The 18,511-nt window shown below is 53.6% G+C and carries 17 protein-coding genes; 7 read left to right on the top strand and 10 right to left on the bottom strand.

Annotated elements, in window-relative coordinates:
- The first annotated feature begins 9 nt into the window (after positions 1-9).
- A complete protein-coding gene (locus RGQ30_RS14735) occupies positions 10-768 on the top strand; it encodes a glutathione S-transferase N-terminal domain-containing protein (RefSeq protein WP_130557506.1) in 759 nt (252 codons plus the stop codon).
- 3 nt (positions 769-771) lie between these two features.
- On the opposite strand, the gene RGQ30_RS14730 is transcribed toward RGQ30_RS14735, so the two are convergent.
- Positions 772-1,839 carry an FkbM family methyltransferase gene (locus RGQ30_RS14730; RefSeq protein ID WP_130557507.1) on the bottom strand — a complete coding sequence of 356 codons (1,068 nt, stop codon included), beginning with the start codon at positions 1,837-1,839 and terminating at the stop codon, positions 772-774.
- A 242-nt stretch (positions 1,840-2,081) separates the two neighbouring features.
- Here RGQ30_RS14730 and RGQ30_RS14725 point away from each other — a divergent pair, with 242 nt between their 5' ends.
- Positions 2,082-3,572, top strand: a complete 1,491-nt coding sequence (locus RGQ30_RS14725) for a peroxidase family protein (protein ID WP_130557508.1) — start codon at positions 2,082-2,084, stop codon at positions 3,570-3,572.
- Here the strand turns inward: RGQ30_RS14725 and RGQ30_RS14720 are convergent.
- Entirely contained in the window at positions 3,523-6,405 is a 2,883-nt protein-coding gene (locus RGQ30_RS14720) for a protein-tyrosine phosphatase family protein (protein ID WP_338284538.1), read from the bottom strand. The two genes, RGQ30_RS14725 and RGQ30_RS14720, sit on opposite strands and share 50 nt — an antisense overlap.
- Before the next feature lie 247 nt (positions 6,406-6,652).
- A complete protein-coding gene (locus tag RGQ30_RS14715) occupies positions 6,653-7,348 on the bottom strand; it encodes a sterol desaturase family protein (protein ID WP_130557510.1) in 696 nt (231 codons plus the stop codon).
- Between the two features lie 149 nt (positions 7,349-7,497).
- Here RGQ30_RS14715 and RGQ30_RS14710 point away from each other — a divergent pair, with 149 nt between their 5' ends.
- The gene (locus tag RGQ30_RS14710) at positions 7,498-8,256 is read left to right on the top strand and encodes a class II aldolase/adducin family protein (protein ID WP_130557511.1); all 759 of its coding nucleotides are present in this window, start codon (positions 7,498-7,500) and stop codon (positions 8,254-8,256) included.
- Between the two features lie 27 nt (positions 8,257-8,283).
- Here the strand turns inward: RGQ30_RS14710 and sorU are convergent, their stop codons facing one another.
- Complete coding sequence (gene sorU, locus RGQ30_RS14705) at positions 8,284-8,625, bottom strand: SorU family sulfite dehydrogenase c-type cytochrome subunit (protein WP_130557512.1); 342 nt, start codon at positions 8,623-8,625, stop codon at positions 8,284-8,286.
- Positions 8,626-8,645: 20 nt separating this feature from the next.
- Entirely contained in the window at positions 8,646-9,887 is a 1,242-nt protein-coding gene (locus tag RGQ30_RS14700) for an NADH:flavin oxidoreductase/NADH oxidase family protein (protein ID WP_130557513.1), read from the bottom strand.
- A gap of 57 nt (positions 9,888-9,944) precedes the next feature.
- Here RGQ30_RS14700 and RGQ30_RS14695 point away from each other — a divergent pair, with 57 nt between their 5' ends.
- On the top strand, positions 9,945-10,856 hold the full coding sequence (locus tag RGQ30_RS14695; protein ID WP_130557514.1) for a DMT family transporter: 912 nt from the start codon (positions 9,945-9,947) through the stop codon (positions 10,854-10,856).
- Between the two features lie 28 nt (positions 10,857-10,884).
- Positions 10,885-12,033 (top strand): AI-2E family transporter, encoded by a 1,149-nt coding sequence (locus tag RGQ30_RS14690; protein WP_130557515.1) that lies wholly within the window; start codon positions 10,885-10,887, stop codon positions 12,031-12,033.
- A 104-nt stretch (positions 12,034-12,137) separates the two neighbouring features.
- Here RGQ30_RS14690 and RGQ30_RS14685 read toward each other — a convergent pair whose 3' ends face one another.
- From RGQ30_RS14685 to RGQ30_RS14675, 3 genes are all read right to left on the bottom strand, one after another.
- On the bottom strand, positions 12,138-13,058 hold the full coding sequence (locus RGQ30_RS14685) for a metal-dependent hydrolase (protein ID WP_130557516.1): 921 nt from the start codon (positions 13,056-13,058) through the stop codon (positions 12,138-12,140).
- A gap of 134 nt (positions 13,059-13,192) precedes the next feature.
- Complete coding sequence (locus RGQ30_RS14680) at positions 13,193-13,585, bottom strand: thioesterase family protein (RefSeq protein WP_130557517.1); 393 nt, start codon at positions 13,583-13,585, stop codon at positions 13,193-13,195.
- Between the two features lie 12 nt (positions 13,586-13,597).
- Entirely contained in the window at positions 13,598-14,182 is a 585-nt protein-coding gene (locus RGQ30_RS14675) for a thermonuclease family protein (protein WP_338284537.1), read from the bottom strand.
- 86 nt (positions 14,183-14,268) lie between these two features.
- Here RGQ30_RS14675 and RGQ30_RS14670 point away from each other — a divergent pair, with 86 nt between their 5' ends.
- On the top strand, positions 14,269-15,072 hold the full coding sequence (locus RGQ30_RS14670) for a crotonase/enoyl-CoA hydratase family protein (protein WP_130557519.1): 804 nt from the start codon (positions 14,269-14,271) through the stop codon (positions 15,070-15,072).
- 86 nt (positions 15,073-15,158) lie between these two features.
- Positions 15,159-16,568 (top strand): WS/DGAT/MGAT family O-acyltransferase, encoded by a 1,410-nt coding sequence (locus RGQ30_RS14665; protein ID WP_130557520.1) that lies wholly within the window; start codon positions 15,159-15,161, stop codon positions 16,566-16,568.
- Between the two features lie 19 nt (positions 16,569-16,587).
- On the opposite strand, the gene bcsR is transcribed toward RGQ30_RS14665, so the two are convergent.
- Complete coding sequence (gene bcsR, locus RGQ30_RS14660; RefSeq protein WP_130557521.1) at positions 16,588-16,797, bottom strand: BcsR/BcsP family cellulose biosynthesis protein; 210 nt, start codon at positions 16,795-16,797, stop codon at positions 16,588-16,590.
- A gap of 4 nt (positions 16,798-16,801) precedes the next feature.
- The gene (bcsG, locus tag RGQ30_RS14655; RefSeq protein ID WP_130557522.1) at positions 16,802-18,511 is read right to left on the bottom strand and encodes a cellulose biosynthesis protein BcsG; all 1,710 of its coding nucleotides are present in this window, start codon (positions 18,509-18,511) and stop codon (positions 16,802-16,804) included.

Raw genomic sequence — 18,511 nt, 5'->3', positions numbered from 1 at the left:
AGAAACTGGATGAAACACATGTTCAAGGTGGCTTTGGCCACAGCAGCGTCAACCTTGCGTGGATGGCAAGGCATGGTGACCGAGCCCGCAGCGGTTCAACCCGACAAACCATTGAAACTGTATGAGTTTGAAGGTTGTCCCTATTGCCGTTTGGTGAGGGAGACGCTCACGGAATTGTCGCTTGACGCCGATATTTACCCTTGTCCGAAAGGTGGGCAGCGCTTTAGACCCCAAGTGGTGGCCCAAGGCGGCAAAGCCCAGTTTCCATTTTTGGTGGATGACAACACGGACGTGGCATTGTACGAGTCGGCCGACATCATTGAGTATCTCTACCGTACCTACGCCAAGCGACCGGTACCGCTGCGTGTGAAGGCTGCGTTGCCGCAGGCGGTGTCCAGCCTTGCCAATTCCGCCCTGGGTTTCGGTGCTGGCAACAAGGCGAGAAAGTCGATGCAGCCTGAACAGATGCTGACCTTGTACAGTTTTGAAGCGTCACCGTTTTGCCGCCCTGTTCGGGAGGTGTTGTGTGAACTGGAAATTGCGTATCACCTGGTGAATCTGGGCAAGGAACAATTTGCCGACATGGGTGTGAATGGCGTTCATGCTGCGCTGGGTGAATACAACCCGGTCAAAGGCGGAAAACGCGAGCAGTTCATGGCCAAGACCAACAAGATGATGGTGCCTTACCTTGAAGACCCGAACACCGGCAAGGCCATGTTCGAGTCGAAGGCGATCGTGGCTTACCTGCTTGAAACCTACGGAGCGTGAGTTTCAGGCAGGTATAAAAAACATCACTGTTTCAGTCCAGCCCTCGGTGTAGTGGCGCAAATATACCTTGTAGTCATTGCGCACCCCCAAGATGATTTCTGGCACCTGCCAGAAATGCGCCGGGTCGTGGTACACGGCCACGGCCAGCTTGGGGTGGTCTTCCTGAATGTGCCATTTCATGCCCTCAAGCGCTTTGGGCTCGGCGCCTTCAAGGTCCAGCTTGATGAAGCTGACCGACTCGGTCACGCAATTGTCCAGGGAATCCACATCAATTTTGACGCTGCCCGTTTCCGATATCTTGCAGGCTGAACCACTGCTGGCATCAAACGACAAAGTCTGTTTCGAATCAAACAAACCCAGCGGATGAAATTCAATATCGCGATGCCCGGCAAGTTTGTTTTTGGCCGTATTCAGTGTGGTTTGCACGGGTTCAAAAAAGTGAACGCTTTTGTATTCAGGGCAACGGGCGATGAATTCGTCTGTGGTGTAACCATCAAATCCACCACCATCCACAAACACCTCGCCTGGTGCAAACTTCACAAAGGGTTCGAAATATTGCTGGTCGGCTGTGTAGTCGAAAAATCGCATGGCTCGAAGGTTGGCGTTCAGGCGAAATTCCATCACGCGGTTGAACACTTCACGCGATTCCTGGTCAGCAAACAGTTCCCGCACCCATTCAAATTTCTCGGTGTGCGCTGCATATTCCTTTTGGGTGTCGGCCAGGGCCGGAACTTGCGGCAACTGAAAGTGGCTGGCATCGGCCACTGCAAAATAGTCCATCGACACCACACCGTTCAAACGCAACAATTTGTTCATCGCGGTTTTGGGACGGGCTTGCGTCACCGTGGAAATCACCATGCTGCCAGCGGGCACATCGCTTAACTTCACAATGGGTATGCCCCGATATTCCGTGGCGGTGGTGTATTCGTCAATGAAGCCATCAAGCTTGGCTTTGTTGGCCACCGCATCGGCAAATTCGTTGATACCCAGCACATAGCGCTTTTGTGTGGTGTTGCCGAAAAATTCCGCATGGAATGCAGCGGCGTGGGCTTTTTGGCTGAGTTGTTTCATGGTGTCCCCGGCGGGTGTTGATGCAAATCAGTCTAACCACTGCGTATGGCCTCCAAGGGGACGAAAAGCGAGGGAAAACAGGTGCTTATCCTGATCAAGGGGTTGTTTGGGAACCCCCGCATATGCGGGATGGCTGCTTGTGCACAGGGAAGGTGTTGAAGGCGTGAAACAGGCAGACCTGCTAACTTTTTCCAAGCTGTTTGGTCGCTTGCTTCCAAGCCAACAACAATCAGGAGAATTCCATGTCCCACCACGGCAATGTGTATCGCTCGGGCGATGCACCCCCCTCATCCACATTTTATGACCAAGGCAAATTTGGTCGACTGTTTCAGAACCTGCCCGCTTTTTCGTCCGACAGCCCGGCCTTGCGTGCTGCATTGCTGAAAATCGGCGAGCGCAATGGTGTGATGGATGCGAAAGACGATTTGACCCAGGCCCCGCAAAACCTGATTCTTCAGCAGCCTTTGCTGGCGAACAACCCGGACAACCCTGACCTGACGGCGGGCATGACTTTTCTGGGGCAGTTTCTGGATCACGACATGACGCTGGATATCACATCCAGCCTGGAGCAGCAGGTGGACCCGGAAATGATCCAGAATTTCCGCGTTCCCACTTTTGGGCTGGACAGTGTGTATGGCTTGGGCCCCGGTGGCTCGCCGCACCTGTTTGACCAAACTGTTGATTTTGGCCTGACCACCATGCTCGTGGAGCTGAACCCGGGTGCTGAACTGCTTTGCCGGGATGGTTCGAACAAGTTTGATTTGCCGCGCAACAGCCAGGGCACACCCCTGATTGGCGACCCACGCAATGATGAAAACCTGGTGCTGTCGCAACTGCAAGTGGCGTTTCTGAAGTTTCACAACAAAGTGGTTGCGCACATGAAAAGTGAGGTGGGTTTGACCAATCCGGCCGAGATTTTCCTGGAGGCGCAGCGCCTGACACGCTGGCATTACCAGTGGATTATCCTCAACGAGTTTTTGCCCAAAACAATCGGGAAGAGTCTGGTGACTAACATTTTGACCAAGGGCCGCAAGTTCTACAAATGGCGAAATGCACCTTACATTCCTGTGGAGTTTTCCGTGGCGGCCTACAGGTTTGGCCATTCACAGGTACGCCCCAGTTATCGGGTGAATTTTGGCAAGGGTTCGGACCCGGATTTGTTTGCGCTGTTCTTCAATGACAACCTGGCGGTGAACCCGGTTACCTTTGACATGCGTGGTGGTTCTCGCGCACCGCACCGTTTTATTGACTGGCAAACCTTTTTTGATTTCGGTGACAACAAGGCCCGCCAGAACAAGCGAATTGATACCCGAATTTCTACAGTAATGTTTGACTTGCCGGGTTTGCCGCCTGGTGGGCCACAGTCATTGGCGCAACTGAACTTGCTGAGGCACCTGACTTTCAAAGTACCTTCTGGGCAGCGGGTTGCAGCGGCCATGGAAATTGAGGCGCTGCCAGAGGAAGCGCTTGCTGAACTGAAACCTTACAACCTGCACAAACGCACACCGCTTTGGTATTACTGCCTGAAGGAGGCGGATGTAACCGCCGATGGCAAACACCTGGGGCCGGTTGGCGGCCGAATTGTGGGTGAAGTCATGATTGGTTTGCTGCAAGGGGACAAGACCTCGTACCTGTCGCAAGACCCGGATTGGACCCCTGTATTTGGCAAAAAGCATGGGCAGTTCACCATGGTGGATTTGTTGACACAGGCTGGGGTGGTGACTGAGTTGTAGTTTTACTTGGATGCAAATGTTTTTTAATCCAGCTCACCAATTCGGGAAAGGAGGAGATTCGTTGGCCGAATGTTTTGGGCTTCTTGAAAAGTAACTGGCGGCCGGCAGGTGGTTCTTGATTTCGGATTGATTTTTTGTTTTTCAACAAATCAAGCGCCAGTTGAACCAGTTCCTCTTTCTGGGCAGTGCTGTGCAAGAATCGGGGGCCGCGTTGGTCCCGGCCGGTCTTGATCCAGGAGTCGATCAGGTGTCGACAATTACTCTTGGTCATTTTCTTCGCGTGAATTGCATCGTCAATGTGACGGGCCATTAACCAAGCCGATGGGCGCCCGATACCAGCTGCGCTGCTGAGCCACAGATTGTTCTGGTTGAGCTGACACTCGTCAGCGAGTTTCAGCATGGCTTTCAACTGGATTTTGCTGACGCAGTTGTTTTTGAATTCACTGTAGATTTGCACATGACGAACGGTTTTTTCAAGACCAGTTTCCTTGTCTGTGACATTGAATTGATAGCTGTAGGCCAGGCAGCCGTTCTTGTTCAAAGCATCCACAGTTTGTTCCACATCATTGATACGGAATTTTCCAACGATCAATTCAGGTGGGGGACCGTATTTCGCCGGATTGCTAAACTTGTTCAGAACAATCGGACTCAGAATATTCACGCCGTGTGGTTCTGGGATGCTGGCAAATTTGGCCAGCCGGTTTGGATCCGAAACAAATTCAAGAACATCGCTGCCCCTATTGAACAGGCTGTGCAGGTATAGAAATTTTGATTCGGTATTCTTGGGTTCCTGCGCCAGGGTGAACGTGTGTTCTAGCACCAGTTCAATTTGATTGATATTCAAACCGATGTATTGATTTTCCCGCGACGTGGTACGAACCTGAAAGGTCGGTTTTTCAGCCCCTGGATTGGGTAAGGTGACTAGGGCAGGTTGGTGTTCAGCTGGCTCTATTTCAGGGACTGCAAGTGACAGGGGGGCAGGTGTGGTTTTAGGCCCTGGCGGGGGCTCATTCCTGAATGCCCGACTGGATACAGAGTTCGAAATGGAATCAGGTCTGGACCCTGAATTGTTATGTTTCCATGCCTGTATGTCTTCTAGAATGGTGTTGCAAAGCAATTTGAATTGCGCGTCCTTTTGGACAAACTGGGGGCCTCTTTCAATTCGTCCATGCAACACTTCTGCGACTATTTTTTCAATGACTTTTTGCCTGCTTGGTTCTGAGGAATCTGGATCGTTGAATACCTCTTTGGCTCCCGATTCACCAATCAGTTTTTGGTAAAGCCTTGCGTAGGCAAGTATGGTACCTGTGCGCCCAACGCCTGCACTGCAATGCGTGATCACCGATGAACCGGCCTGCTTTTCCCGGCATACAAGCTGCCCCAACATTCTCAGCGTGTCTGGCTCCACTACACCCCTGTCTGGCCAGCCCCTGAATTGGGTAACCTTCAATTCGACCGCTGGGTTTTGCCCCACAGTAACTTCCACTGTGAGGCGTTGCAGGTCCTTGTCCAATGTTTCCACATGGCGGGTGGTGATTGATACATTGTCGAATTGATGAGTTTGGTCCACCTGTTGTGGGCAGTATTCGATGCCCTTGCCGAGGTACAGGTCGGATGCCGAGCGAAGATCCAAAATGGTTGGCTTGTCTTGGCCGGCTACCATGCTCAGGAATTTGGCCACGTTGGCCTGATCTTCATTGGAAAGATGACGGGCAGGACCTGTCGTGACTGGTTGCATGGCAGCAATCAGTGATCCAGGTCCAGTGTCGCTGATCAGATTGGCATGCACATCTGCTGGATGACCATCGACTTTGGCTCGGGAATGTTCAGGGCAGGGTATGTTGTCATAGCAGGACGGGACAGGTGCGGAATTTCGGTTACCGAATTCGTTCATATTCCTGAAAACCACGGAAAGTACCTTGTTCCAGGTTGTCTGCTTGTTCTGCCCAGCTGGAGGTTGGTCGGCCAACCTGGTTAAATCTTCCGGTGCGATTTTTTTTGTGACTTGGGCAAGGTAAGCAGGTGTGGGTGTGGCTGGTGTAACTCGCCGGCCAGGGAACAGCAGTGCAAATGCAAGTGAGGGTTGGGTTGTCAGGGCTAGTTGTATTCCAGGGCAGTGCCGGGCAGCTTGCCGAAGCTGCTTTAGCACCTCTGGAAACCCCGGTTGATCTGCGGCCTGTCTCATCACCTCGCTAAACGTTTGGCGGTCAATCAGCACGGCGTCAAGACCCTGCAAGGATCCCTGTAGATGAGGTGGCAAAATGTCGATTACCGCTTTGGCCATGCTTTGTTCGACTCGGCTCAATGGCAGTTGGCTTGTGTGGAAATGGGTTTGGGTATTTGTTATCTTTCTTATTTCCTTGACCAAAACGTCTGGATTCATGGCGCTGGTTGGCTTGAATTGACTTAACGATTCTTCAATATCAATGGGTGTGGGTGGTAATTTTTGGTTGTTGAGGCCCACGCTAAAGCACGTAAGTTGCAGGGCATTCATATACACCTTTTTGCTGTGAAACGTGAAGATATGGCCCGTTGCACACCCATCGTGTGCAAGCATTTCCTGGGCGGCAGACAACAAAGTATTGGCCGCGGCTGTGTGTTGGCTTTCTGTCAGGTCGCCCAGTTCTAAAATACTGAAGGCCTGCTGGACGACTGCCTGTGGTGCCGTCTTGTTTCTGTGCAGGCTGGTTTGATCAGGCCGCTGGTTTGCCGCCATGTTGATTTGCCAGTTTCGTGGATCATCCAGGACTTCCGAAACGCAGGTTTGTGCTTCGCGGTGCTCAAATGTCTGGGGAATAGAAAGACGAGACCAAATACTTGTCGAGGATTCCATGGCTGTTTGACCCTGCATTGTGAAGTTGTCAGAATTCCGTTCAATGCGGGTTACCGGTTTTTCGCCGCTTGCCACAGAGGTTCAGGGATTCAACTGTCGATAATGGCAGGGAAAATTTGCAGGTTAGAAAAGGGTGAGGTGTTCTGGGCTGCCGGGGGAACTCTTGTGCAGACTTTTCCTACTTAAGGTTCACAGGTAACGTACCCCTTGAAAGGGAACGTTCACCTGGTCCTGGGAGTTTCTCAAGTTACCTTCTATCCCAAGTCCCCATCAACCAGTCCATGATCGGATAAGTAATATTGAAATTCTTGTGCGCCATGATGCGATGGTCGTGGTGCGTGGTGTGCAACCGGGCAAACCGTGTAAACCCGGGAATGCGGTGCACCCAGTGGTCTTCCTTCAAGTGGTAGGAAAGGTGCAACAGTTCGTAGTTCAAGTAGTAGGCCATGCCTGTGGCCACCAGCAATAGGGCCACGTTTTCATTGAACAGCCATGCCACCAGCAGGCCCATGGGCACAAAAAAAGCCAGCACGAAAAAACCGACAATGGCGATTGGAAACAGCACGGCCTTGAAGTCCATGTTGTTGTCTATTTCCATGTGGGTGTCAGTAAAAAACTTGTGGTGTTGCAGTGAATGCCGCTTGTACACAAAGCCCAGTCCTTTCACCGGGCGGTGCATGGCGTACTTGTGACCCGCCCATTCTGCAAAATTCGCATACAGGAAGGTGGCAGGAATCGTCAGCCATTCCAGAAGACTGGGCGATTTCAGCCAATACACGCACAGGGCGATGACGCCCAAACCCAAAGTCATCGTCATGGCCAGGTGCAAATGGCCGTTGTAACGGCCTGAAATGAATTCTGCGCGGTAATTTGCACGAACCGTGCGGACAACAGCAGGGTCGCCAGTTTCAGCGGGTGTGGGTGTTTTGACCTTGGCGTGCATGTATTACAGTCTCCGGCATTTGGCTTTGGTTTTGTAATGTGAGCTTGCCTTCGATCCAGTCCAATTTCAAGTGTTTTGCACAAGCAAACCTGACGGCACTGATACACTTCAGAAAAAGTACAATCAAAAACGCAGCAAAGGAGACCACCATGAATTCCACAAACCCGCCCGCCCACATGTCCCCCCTGGAATGGCACGCCCGTGTCGACCTGGCCGCCGCGTACCGACTTGTTGCCATGCATAAGTGGGACGACCTGGTGTTCACCCATATTTCAGCTCGCGTGCCCAATGAAGATGGGCATTTCCTGATCAACCCCTACGGCTTCATGTTCGAGGAAATCACGGCGAGTAGTTTGGTGAAGGTGAACATGAATTGCGAGAAAGTGGACAACAGCCCCCACGATGTGAACCCGGCGGGCTTCACCATTCACAGTGCGGTGCATGCTGTGCGTCACGATGCGCATTGCGTGATGCACACGCACACTGTGGCGGGTGTTGCCGTGTCCACGCAGGAACAGGGCCTGTTGCCTATTTCTCAGCAGTCGCTTTTTCCGCTGGCGGGTTTGGCTTATCACGACTACGAAGGTCTGGCTTTGCGTGAAGACGAGAAGGTACGCTTGCAGGCGGATTTGGGTGAAGCGAATTCCCTGATTCTGCGCAACCATGGTTTGCTGACTTGCGGCCCCACTGTGGCCGATGCCTTTTTGAACATGTTTATCTTGCAGCGGGCCTGCGAGGTTCAAATTGCAGCCCAGTCAGGCGGAGCAACCCTGATACCGATTGCGACACCCATCGTGAATGGCATCAAGGCGGCTGCGGCACAGGTAACCCGTGGCCTAGGCGGCAACATTGCCTGGCCAGCCCTGTTGCGCAAACTGGACCGTGAGCAGCCTGATTACAAAAACTGAGTTTGAGAAACTGGCGATCGGCAAGCGCTAGGGCGCGGCCTTCACTGGTTCAGTGCCTGTCACGGTTGATACATACCTGGCCAGAATGTTCATCTGGTCCACGGTGAGGTGATCCACGAAAGGGGGCATGCCCCCTTTGCCATTTCGCAACGCATTCATCACGCGTTCCTCATTGGGTTTCAACACATCCAGAACTGGGCCAATCTTGCCCTTGGAGCCCGCATCTGCCAAGGTGTGGCAAATGGCGCAGGCGGGTTCAGCATCGGTTTGAAACAACTTTCGGCCTTGTTCAAGTACTGTGGCGTCGTCCAAGGCGTACGCTGTGAACGGCGCCAGGGCAAGAAGAAACAGAATGCAGTGTCGAATCATCTTGCCCCCAACTGGTTGATTTACGCCCTTAACTTGCGGGCCTTGAACAAGCCCCAACTGCTTTCAAGCATATAGAAAAACAGCACTTTGATGGCTCCCTCGTTCGGGACTGGGTTTTTGCCTTTGCCCATGCGGTGAATTTGCCGGGTGTACCATTGAATTTCAAGCAGGCCTGTGCGGTCCACGGCTTTCACCCCAGTGATCAGGGGCTTGACTGGGTGCAGCGCTTCCTTGTTGTCCAGCAGGCGATTGGGCAAATCAGGTTCAATTGCGATGGATCGGGCCAAGCCGATTAAGTCCACTGCGCCGCTGTTCAGCGCTTCTTTCATGCCGCCCACTGTGCGAAAACCACCTGTCAGCATCAAGGGCACTTTGCACACTGCGCGCACTTTTTCAGTGAAATCCATGAAATAGGCTTCGCGTTTTAACGTGCTTTCTTTCTTGGGTTGGGCTGTGGCGCCTGTCATGGCTGGGGCTTCGTAGGTGCCGCCGGACACTTCGATCAGGTCAATGCCGCGTGCTGTCAATTCCTGGATCACGGCCAGTGATTCTTCCTCGGAAAAACCGCCTTTCTGGAAATCGGCGGAATTCAGCTTGATGCCCACGGGGAAGTCTGGGCCCACTTGCCTGCGCACCTCGTCATAAACGGCCAGTACAAAGCGGCGACGGTTTTCCGGGTTGCCGCCCCACTGGTCTGTGCGCTGGTTGCTGTGCGGACTCAGAAACTGACTGATCAGGTAGCCATGTGCGCCATGAATTTGAACGCCATCGAAGCCTGCATCTTTGCAAATTTTCGCGGTGCGGCCCCAGCGGGCAATCAAATCTAGAATTTCGGTTTCAGTCAATTCGCGAGGTGTGGCGAACATCATCTGCAGGCTTTTGTGAAAGGGCACGGCCGAAGGCGACACGGTTTCCTTGTTCATGCCCTTGGGGCATTGCTTGCCAGGGTGGTTGATTTGAACCCAGATTTTGCTGCCCTTGGACTGGCCTGCTTTGGCCCACTGTTGAAGCATGGGCATATCACGGTCGTCTTCAATAACGACGTTGCCGGGCTCTGCACGTGCACGGCGGTCTATCATCACATTCCCGGTTATATTCAAGCCAATGCCACCCGCAGTCCATCGCTGGTACACGCGTACCAGCTGGGGCGTTGCGCGGTTGTCGCGGGTGCCCAGGGCTTCGCTCATGGCCGCTTTGACCAGTCGATTGGGCAGGGTTGCGCCGCAAGGCAAGGTGAGGGGGTCGCGAAGTTCGATGCGCATGTGTGGTGGCCTTTGTCTCGATGTTGGAATTGTGTTTGGGGATATTAGCGTGCCCGTATGAAAAAAGTTGAAGTCAGTACACTAATTTTCACAATCCTGGCGATGTGTGCATTTGCGGCCAATTCCTTCTTTTGCAGGGCTGCTTTGGGGGCTGGGCAAATTGACCCGGCCAGTTTTACAGCCATCCGCTTGATCAGCGGCGCGGTCACTTTGTGGCTGTGTTTGCGCATTCAAAACACCGGTGGGCAACAGGGCAGTTGGATTGGAGCGATGGCTTTGTTTGGCTATGCAGCCTTGTTTTCTATGGCCTATGTGACGATGAGTACAGGCACGGGAGCACTGATTCTGTTTGCCAGTGTGCAGTTCAGCATGATTGCCTATGCCGCCACGAAGGGCGACCGGCTACGTGGGCTTCGGGCGGTGGGTGCACTGGTTGCCAGTGCAGGTCTTGTCCTGTTGCTGTGGCCGCATGTGCAAACGCCCGCTTCGTTGTTCGCTGCTGGCAGCATGGCCCTGGCCGGCGTTTGCTGGGGGGTGTATTCCGTGGTGGGGAAAGGTTCGAAGTCGCCGATGGCCGACACGGCTGGAAATTTTTCGAGAGCTGCCTTGTTGATGGCCTTGCTGTGGCTCGCGGTTTATTGCGCCGCCCAGGCTGGTATTCACATTCCCGGTGTCACGGTTGAACGTGGTTTGGCTTTGTACACAGTGTTCTTGCCCGCACCCACGTTGGCAGGTGTGTTGTTTGCGTTGGCTTCAGGCTGCCTGGCCAGCGGCATTGGTTATGCGGTGTGGTACAAGGTATTGCCAGCACTGCATACCACGTCGGCTGCCAGCGTCCAGCTCAGTGTACCGGTGATCGCCGCGCTGGCTGGCGTGGTGTTTCTGGATGAAGCACTAACGCTGACTTTGCTGTTGGCGATGTTCATGACACTGGGTGGTGTGTACCTGGTTTTGCGCGTCACGCGTTAAGCGTCGTTGAAACAATACTTTGAGTGGAATGGAATCGATGAAGGACTTCCCGGTTAACTCCAAAAATCAGACCCAGCAGAGCCGAGTCAGCTTGTCGTCTCTGGCCAAGCAGTTTTATTTGCAGCATTGGGGTTTGTTGTTGAGTGCTGCTCTGGTACTGGCGGTGTTGATCGTTCTGTGGCCCGTGCTTGCGCCTTTCGTGGCTGCTTTCGTACTGGCTTATCTATTGGCTGCACCCAGCCGCTGGGTGCACAGAAAATTGCGCGGACGCTTGCCGTTGCCGGTGTGTGCTGTGCTGACTTTTGTCGGATTTCTGTTGATTTTTTCAAGTGTCAGCTTGTTGTTTATTCCGGTGGTGCTGACTCAGCTTGAGTTGATTCAAGGCAACTTGCCGCAGTTGATCGTGAACGTGAAACACACGGTGTTGCCCCGGCTGAATGATGTGTTTGGTTTGAACATTTCAGTGGACAGCACCGAGATGAAAGACCGGATCGCCAAGTACATTGGCGAGAACCGGGGAACCTTGGCCGAGGTGAGCACCAAGATACTGCGCTCGGGTTCTCAATCGGTATTGGGTATCACCGGATTTGTCTCGCTGACCATTGTGGCTACCCTGTTCATTCTGCCAAGCTGGACTCAAATTTGCCGACAGCTGCAGCAGGTTTTTCCACCTCATGTGTGGACACGTGCGCAACCGGTGTTCAATGAAATTGACACGGTCATGACCGAGTACATCAAGGGCATGATGATTGTGATGCTTTTTTTGAGTACTTTTTATTCCATCGGTTTGAGTGTGGTGGGGCTGCAAAGCGGTTGGGCCATAGGCATGTTGGCAGGTTTGTTGTGCGTGGTGCCTTACCTGGGGTTTGCCTTGGCGCTGGTAGTGGGCTTGCTGACAGCGGCGCTGGAACTGCAGGGCTTTCTGCCGATCTTGCTGGTGTTGTTCGTGTTTGTTGCCGGGCAATTTCTGGAAGGTTTTGTATTAACGCCCTTGGTGGTTGGTGACAAAATTGGATTGTCCGCGCTGGCTGTTATTTTTGCGCTGGCTTTCTTTGGTGCAATTTTCGGCTTGGTGGGTGTGTTTTTGGCTTTGCCACTGGCTGCGATTTTCAAGGTGGCTTATGTGCAAGCCTTTGCGCATTACGAACAGAGCCGTTATTACCGGCAAGGTGAGTAAGTCGGATTAAAAACGGCAGGGTCTGTTTTACCCTGCCGCTTGTGCCATCCCCTTTACCCCAGGTTTTTTGTCACGAAATCTGAGAGGGGGGGCTTGTCAGCCTTTCAGGCTGCGCTGGCTTTCAACTGACTGTTCAAACGTGCACGAATCGCGTTCGCAATTTCGGTGTTGGGTTTGCGCCCGGCACCTTCCACACCCGCAACGAAGTTGTCGATCTCAGTCAGGAACTTGCTGTTGTCATGCATCCAGGGGTGAAAGTCGGTTTTGAAATAATCCATGAATTCGCCATTTGCAACCGGGTTGCGCAGCACACCAATTTTCTTGCCCCACAGCATCTTGGTGACGGTCCAGAATCCTTTCAGGTGGCCGCCCTTGATTGTTTTGTCAGCCATCACCAGGCGCACGTGGAAGGTCATCACCAGTGGCCAGAAAATTGCAGTGGCCAGCACCATGGCCAAGCGGCGGCTAAACCGGTTGTGCAGGTTATCGGGCAGTACATGGTTCCACACGTCGTAGGCCACAGCCTTGTGTTCGGTTTCTTCGTAGGCGTGCCACATCCACATTTGCTTGTAGGCGGGTTCTGATTTTTCGCCGAGTACGTCCGGATTGCGCAGCAGTTGGTCGGCCATCAGGGCGGTGTAATGTTCCAGTGCAATGGTGCCAGCCAGGGTCAAGCGCTTGCCAAGGGCTTTCTGGATAATTGCCAGAAAGCGCCACAGGAATTTGTCCATTTGCGAGGCAGGCAGGCCTGCGCGATCGAGCATTTCGTTGTACTCGACGTGCTCGCGACTGTGCATGGCTTCCTGGCCGATGAAGGCCACCACTGCTTTTTTCAATTCGGGGTCGGTAATGTCGTCGCGGTAATTGCGCACGGCATCCATGAACATGCGCTCGCCTGCAGGGAAAAACAGCGACAGGGCGTTCATGAAGTGGGTCACGTGTGGACCCTGTTCGTGCCAGTTGGAGACTTTTTCTTCAGGCAGATTCAGTTTGACATCGCGGCGCACCGGCATGATGTTTTTCATGGTTTGACTCCTTCCTTGTTTTATTGTTGTTGCCACGCTAAACCGTGACATTGGCCAATGTAACAATAAAATTTCCGAGCCACAATAGCAAAAACTGAGAACCTGTTCTAGAAGCACATTGGGGTTTTCCCCAGTCAAAGGCCTGCTTTAAAGCGGTCTGGAATGGGTGTGGATCGGCCTGTGGCGGGGTCTACCCACACCATTTTTGCGCTGCCTGTTGCCACCAGCACGTCGGGTGCGTCGGTGCGGCGCATTTCATAGTGTTGTACCAGGCTGCTGCGCCCCATCTCGCCGGCGAACACCTTGATCTCCACGCTGCCAGGTGCCTTCAGTTCTTTCAGAAAGCTGCATTCGGTGTGGACAATCACCACGTAGGCAGGGTTGTTGTCCTGCTTGGCTGGAAACAGGTCGATCCATTCCACCCGGGCCTGCTCGAAACAGCGGAAGTAAACCGTGTTGTTGACATGGCCTATCTGGTCCATGTCGCCCCAACGAAGGGGAATGGTGCTGGTGTAAATTTCTTTCATGGTGGGTTTCATTCAGCGTTGGTTGCGTTGTTCGGTTCGCCATTGCCATGGGGCAAGGGGCGCAGTTTGTCTCCACAGGCCTTTGCGTGCGTTGCGAGCCTTCTCTTCAGCCGCTTCATAAAGCACGCGGTCTTGGCTGCTTTGGCTGCGCGAGTATTCCCGGTACCACCACGCATGGCCTGCTGCAATAGCTTGCAAGTTCACATCCACTTCGCCGTCGCACAGACGCTGCTCACAACCGGCTACAGGCAACACCACTTTGGCCACCTGTCGCTGGTAGCGGTCGGTGTTGTTCACCACAATTTTAACGTCCCGGTTCATCACTTGTTCGATCAGCCAGTTGCGGGCCTGTTCGCCACCGGCTTGTTTGAGTTCAGGTGAATCGATGGCGTGCATCCGGATTTTATGAATGGCGCCATCGCGGTTGCGCACGGTGATGGTGTCCCCATCGGCCACCCTGGTGACTTGTGCCAGGTAAAAACTGCCAGACAGGGCTTGAGATGATTTGCGTTCAGGGTTCTGCCCGGCGTTTGGGCCGGTGTCTGGTCCATAGGGGCTGATGTAATAGCCCAGCAAGGCCAAAACCAGAGCCAACACTTTAAAGATCATATTGGGTTTGAGAATTTTCAAGGTTAAGATGGCTGAAAAGCCTTTACGACAACAGAAAAACAGCCGAGCGTACCATGGACAGAGTTACCCTGCAGTTCAACAATGACAACACCGTGGCCACAGTGGCCCTTAATCGCCCCGAAAAACACAATGGAGTGGATTGGCCGATGTTGAAGGCCGTTCGAACCGTTCAATTGAAACTGCCCAAACACAAAACATTGCGGGCTGTGATTTTGAAAGGAGAGGGCCCTTCATTTTGCGCCGGGCTGGACGTGAAGTCGGTCATGAGCAACCCCAAAACTGCGGTGGTGATGTATGCCAACCTGTGGCTGCCCATGCGCAATATTTTTCAGTCCTGGAGCATGGGTTGGCGCGACCTGGGTGTACCGGTGATTGCGCAGATTCATGGCAACTGTTTTGGGGCCGGTATTCAACTGGCCCTGGGAGCCGATATTCGCGTTTGCAGCACCGATTCCCAACTGTCGATTCTGGAAGCCAAATGGGGCTTGGTGCCTGACATGGGCGGCGGCGCCCTGCTGCGGGAACTGCTGCCAGTGGATGTGGCCAAGGAGCTGACCATGACAGGCCGCGTACTCAGCGGCCTACAGGCCAAAGACTTGGGGCTGGTAACACATGCCGTGGAAAACCCGGATGAAAAAGTGCAGGCGCTGGTGCAGGAAATACTGACCCGCTCACCTGATTCTGTCGCGGCGAGCAAATTCATGTTGCAGCGTATTTTTGGCATTGACGAGGCTGCCCACCTGACCCAGGAACGCCGCTGGCAGCGCCGCTTGTTAGGCTTCAAGAACCAGCGCATTTCCGTGGCGAAGAACAGCAAGCAACCTGCAATGCCTTTTGCGAAGCGCCAGATCCGCTGAAATTCCCAAGGTGTGCTGCATCCAGCGGCACACTTTCTGAAGTAAAAACAATTCCAAAAATAAAAATTAATCCGGAGACATTTCCCATGAAGGCCTTGACCCCCAACGACCAACTGTTCTTGTGGCTGGAACGCCGCAACCAACCCATGCACGTGGGCGGACTTGTGTTGCTCAAGCCCGGCGTTGGTCAAACCGCCAGTGATTATGTGCAAAAAGTGGTCGCTGACATGCGCACCTTTACCGAACCTGTGGCCCCTTTCAATTTGCGTTTGAAATCGCGCTTGGGCATGTGGTTCTGGGTTGAGGACGATGAATTCGATCTGGAAGCGCACTTCATTCATTTGTCTTTGCCCAAACCAGGCCGTATTCGTGAGTTGCTGGAATTGACCTCCAAGCTGCATGCCGCGCCACTTGACCGAGGCAAACCTTTGTGGGAAGCCTATGTCATTGATGGCCTGGAGGACGGCCGGGTGGCGCTGTATACCAAGGTTCACCACGCACTGGTGGACGGGGTGGCTTGCATGAAAATGCTGCAACGGTCGATGGCCAGCAGCCCGGATGTCATGAATATTCCTCCGCTTTGGGCCAACCCGAATTTGCGTGGCAGCGCCCAGCGTTCTGAGGCTTCCGAAGGTTTGGTCACTTTGCTCAGCCAGGTTGCCGACACTGCCAAAACCCAGTTGTTCAGCTTGCCCAAAGTAGTGAAGGAAGTGGGGCGTTCTCTGTGGCAAACCAGTGTGGCCGATCCTGATTTTGTATCGGTGATTCAAGCACCGCGCAGCGTGTTGAACCGCCGCATCACAGCATCGCGCCGGGTTGCTGCGCAATCGTGGTCCATGGATAGAATCAAGGCTTGTGCCCAGGGTTTGAACATGACATTGAACGACGTGGTGCTGGCCATGTGTGGTTCGGCCTTGCGGTCTTACCTGGGTGAATTGAATGCTTTGCCGGCTCGCCCACTGGTGGCCATGGTGCCGGTGTCACTGCGAAAGGACGACACCGCCACAGGCAACCACGTGGCCCTGCTGTTGGCCAACCTGGCAACCGACACGGAAGATCCGGTGGAACGGATTGAAACCATTGCCCGTTCAGTGAACCATTCCAAGGAACGTTTTGCCAGCATGAACCAGACCGAAATCATGAATTACGTGGCCACCATGATGGGCATTAGCGGGTTCAACATGCTCACAGGTTTGGCGCCGAAATTGCAGGCCTTTAATATTGTGATTTCGAATGTGCCTGGGCCGAAGCACACCTTGTATTTCAACGGTGCCGAAGTGGATGGGGTGTACCCGGTTTCACTGTTGCTGGATGGGCAGGCTTTGAACATCACTTTGAACAGCTATGCCGGCAAACTGGAATTCGGCCTGGTGGCTTGCCGGCGAACCATGCCTTCCATGCAGCGCTTGCTGCAGTTTCTTGAAGATGGGTTGGTCGAGCTTGAAGCAGCGGCAGCCAAACTGCAAAAGCAGAATTTGAAAAAACGTTCAGCCTGATTGGGGCTGAACTGTTCGCTTAATCGTCGCCAAACCGCGAGGCCATGGCAATACCAAAAAGGAAAGGCCAGCGCTGGAATGAATCGTACACAGCCTGGTCTTGCTGGATATCCTGGTACATGTTGTGATCGAAACCTTCCAGTTGAGCGCTCAAGGCGTAAATGTCATGGGCCATGTCAGCGGGTGGCATGAAAAGGGCGGGCGGGTTGTGTGGATTGAAATTGGCCATTTTTTTACCTTGCGGCTTCCGATCCAGACGCAACTTGCACAGGACCCAGCATTTTCCAGGCTGCACCGGGCGCCTTGATCCAGTAGGCCCCCTGGCTTTCCATGACAGTGATATTGCCCTGTTGGGATACAAAGCGGGTGGATGGCAGGTCACTCAGCAACACTGGCCAACTGGGCTGACGCTGCTGTTCCGCGTTTTGAGCCAGCCATCGGCTGAACAGTTCGCTCAAGGCGGTATAACTGACCGATTGCTTGATGTTGATGGGTCCTGTTGAAGCGGGTTTGTAGCCAGGTGCAACCCAGTACCCAAATACCGGTACTTTGGTAATGGCCGGTGTGGGCAATTCGCGCAGCCCCACCAGTTGTCCGTATTCCCCGCTCAACCCGGCACCATGTTCCGGAACCACCACCACCAGCGCCTTTCGATCGCTGCGGCGGATTTCTCCCAATACAGATTGCAGGTCATTGAACAGGCGCTCAAGCCGCAAGGGGTAGCTGTTCAAGCTGTTCAGCTTGCTGTTGGGCAATCGATTACCATCATGCAGGGTGATACTGTTGTAATAGTAGGCCACAGCGGCGCTTTCTTTTTGCGTTCGCTTGTTCCACCAAGCCCGCAGATAATCTCCGTCGCGACCAACCTGTGAGCCGTCGAACGCCAAAACACCTGCAGGTACTTCATTGTGCGCGATGCTTTGCAGCGCGTTACCGCCAAGGTTGCTGCGCACCAGCTTGCTGAAGTCCTGGAACTTGCCATCGTGGTTCAAACCCATTTCCACGTCAAACCCTGCATTTCGAAGCTGTTCAAACAGCATGCAACTGTCGCTTGGGCTTTTGTACAGGTCATCGTGACGCGCCTGGCCGCACTGGCCACGCAGCAGTCGGATGGCTGCAGGCCCGGAGTAACTGGTGGCTGAATTGAAGTTTTCAAAAATGAAATCGGCCTGTCTCAGTGCCGGGTGCTGACTCTGCTTGGCATATTGCATGTCAGCCCAGGACAAGGAGCAGATTTGTAGCACGATGACATCGAAGTCGGGCGCCAAAGGGGGCGCAAACGCGGCAGTGACCAGCGCTTGCTGTTTGTCAAAAAAACCCTGAAGCACTGCACCCGGACCTACACCTTCATTGGTGTTGTCTCTAAGTTTGGTGGAACTTTCCTGGTCACGGGCCACGCGCAACTTCTGAAAGTCTACCTGTCCAAGGGCCAGCAATTCAGCCGGGGACAGGTTTTCACGCGCTTGCGCCAAGGGCTCTTTGGCTTGCGCAACTGCGTCCGGTTTGTCTTGATTTGCAAGCTCTGCTGTTTGCATGGCCAGCACGGCCAGAAGACCAACACCCACCCAGGTGCTGATGCGGAAATACCGGTCCAGTACCCGAATCAGCATGAAGGCAGCCAGCGCACCCCACAGCATCCAGGGTTGAATGGTGCGCTTGGTCAATTCAAGCAGGTAATCCACTGAAAACCCGAACAAGGCTCTGATCTGATCCACCAGGGCCAGTGACACCACCAGCCCCAGTTCATGCAACAACAGGGCTGTGGCAGGCCCGACAAACAAGACATAGCGCAACAGGGCCATCAATCGCCTGTTTTGAAAGGCTGCCGGGTTGGTCGCCAGTAGCAAGGCAAACAAGGCCAGGTTCCAAAGGGGACTAAGCGTTAGTTGTCCGGCAAAGTGCAAGCCAAACTTGATCAGGAAATACAGGTTCCACAACAGCAT

The sequence above is a fragment of the Limnobacter thiooxidans genome (assembly GCF_036323495.1).
GTDB lineage: Bacteria > Pseudomonadota > Gammaproteobacteria > Burkholderiales > Burkholderiaceae_B > Limnobacter > Limnobacter thiooxidans.
Note: the sequence above shows the minus strand (reverse complement) of the source record. Positions and strands in the feature narration are given on the sequence as shown.

Excerpts from the sequence above, each read along its gene's own strand:
- RGQ30_RS14700 (WP_130557513.1), bottom strand. The coding sequence starts at position 9,887 with ATGCGCATCGAACTTCGCGACCCCCTCACCTTGCCTTGCGGCGCAACC.
- RGQ30_RS14725 (WP_130557508.1), top strand. The coding sequence starts at position 2,082 with ATGTCCCACCACGGCAATGTGTATCGCTCGGGCGATGCACCCCCCTCA.
- RGQ30_RS14690 (WP_130557515.1), top strand. The coding sequence starts at position 10,885 with ATGGAATCGATGAAGGACTTCCCGGTTAACTCCAAAAATCAGACCCAG.
- bcsR (WP_130557521.1), bottom strand. The coding sequence starts at position 16,797 with ATGGCCAATTTCAATCCACACAACCCGCCCGCCCTTTTCATGCCACCC.
- RGQ30_RS14670 (WP_130557519.1), top strand. The coding sequence starts at position 14,269 with ATGGACAGAGTTACCCTGCAGTTCAACAATGACAACACCGTGGCCACA.
- RGQ30_RS14710 (WP_130557511.1), top strand. The coding sequence starts at position 7,498 with ATGAATTCCACAAACCCGCCCGCCCACATGTCCCCCCTGGAATGGCAC.
- RGQ30_RS14665 (WP_130557520.1), top strand. The coding sequence starts at position 15,159 with ATGAAGGCCTTGACCCCCAACGACCAACTGTTCTTGTGGCTGGAACGC.
- RGQ30_RS14720 (WP_338284538.1), bottom strand. The coding sequence starts at position 6,405 with ATGGAATCCTCGACAAGTATTTGGTCTCGTCTTTCTATTCCCCAGACA.
- RGQ30_RS14695 (WP_130557514.1), top strand. The coding sequence starts at position 9,945 with ATGAAAAAAGTTGAAGTCAGTACACTAATTTTCACAATCCTGGCGATG.
- RGQ30_RS14685 (WP_130557516.1), bottom strand. The coding sequence starts at position 13,058 with ATGAAAAACATCATGCCGGTGCGCCGCGATGTCAAACTGAATCTGCCT.
- sorU (WP_130557512.1), bottom strand. The coding sequence starts at position 8,625 with ATGATTCGACACTGCATTCTGTTTCTTCTTGCCCTGGCGCCGTTCACA.
- RGQ30_RS14735 (WP_130557506.1), top strand. The coding sequence starts at position 10 with ATGAAACACATGTTCAAGGTGGCTTTGGCCACAGCAGCGTCAACCTTG.
- RGQ30_RS14680 (WP_130557517.1), bottom strand. The coding sequence starts at position 13,585 with ATGAAAGAAATTTACACCAGCACCATTCCCCTTCGTTGGGGCGACATG.
- RGQ30_RS14730 (WP_130557507.1), bottom strand. The coding sequence starts at position 1,839 with ATGAAACAACTCAGCCAAAAAGCCCACGCCGCTGCATTCCATGCGGAA.
- RGQ30_RS14715 (WP_130557510.1), bottom strand. The coding sequence starts at position 7,348 with ATGCACGCCAAGGTCAAAACACCCACACCCGCTGAAACTGGCGACCCT.
- bcsG (WP_130557522.1), bottom strand. The coding sequence starts at position 18,511 with ATGCTGTTGTGGAACCTGTATTTCCTGATCAAGTTTGGCTTGCACTTT.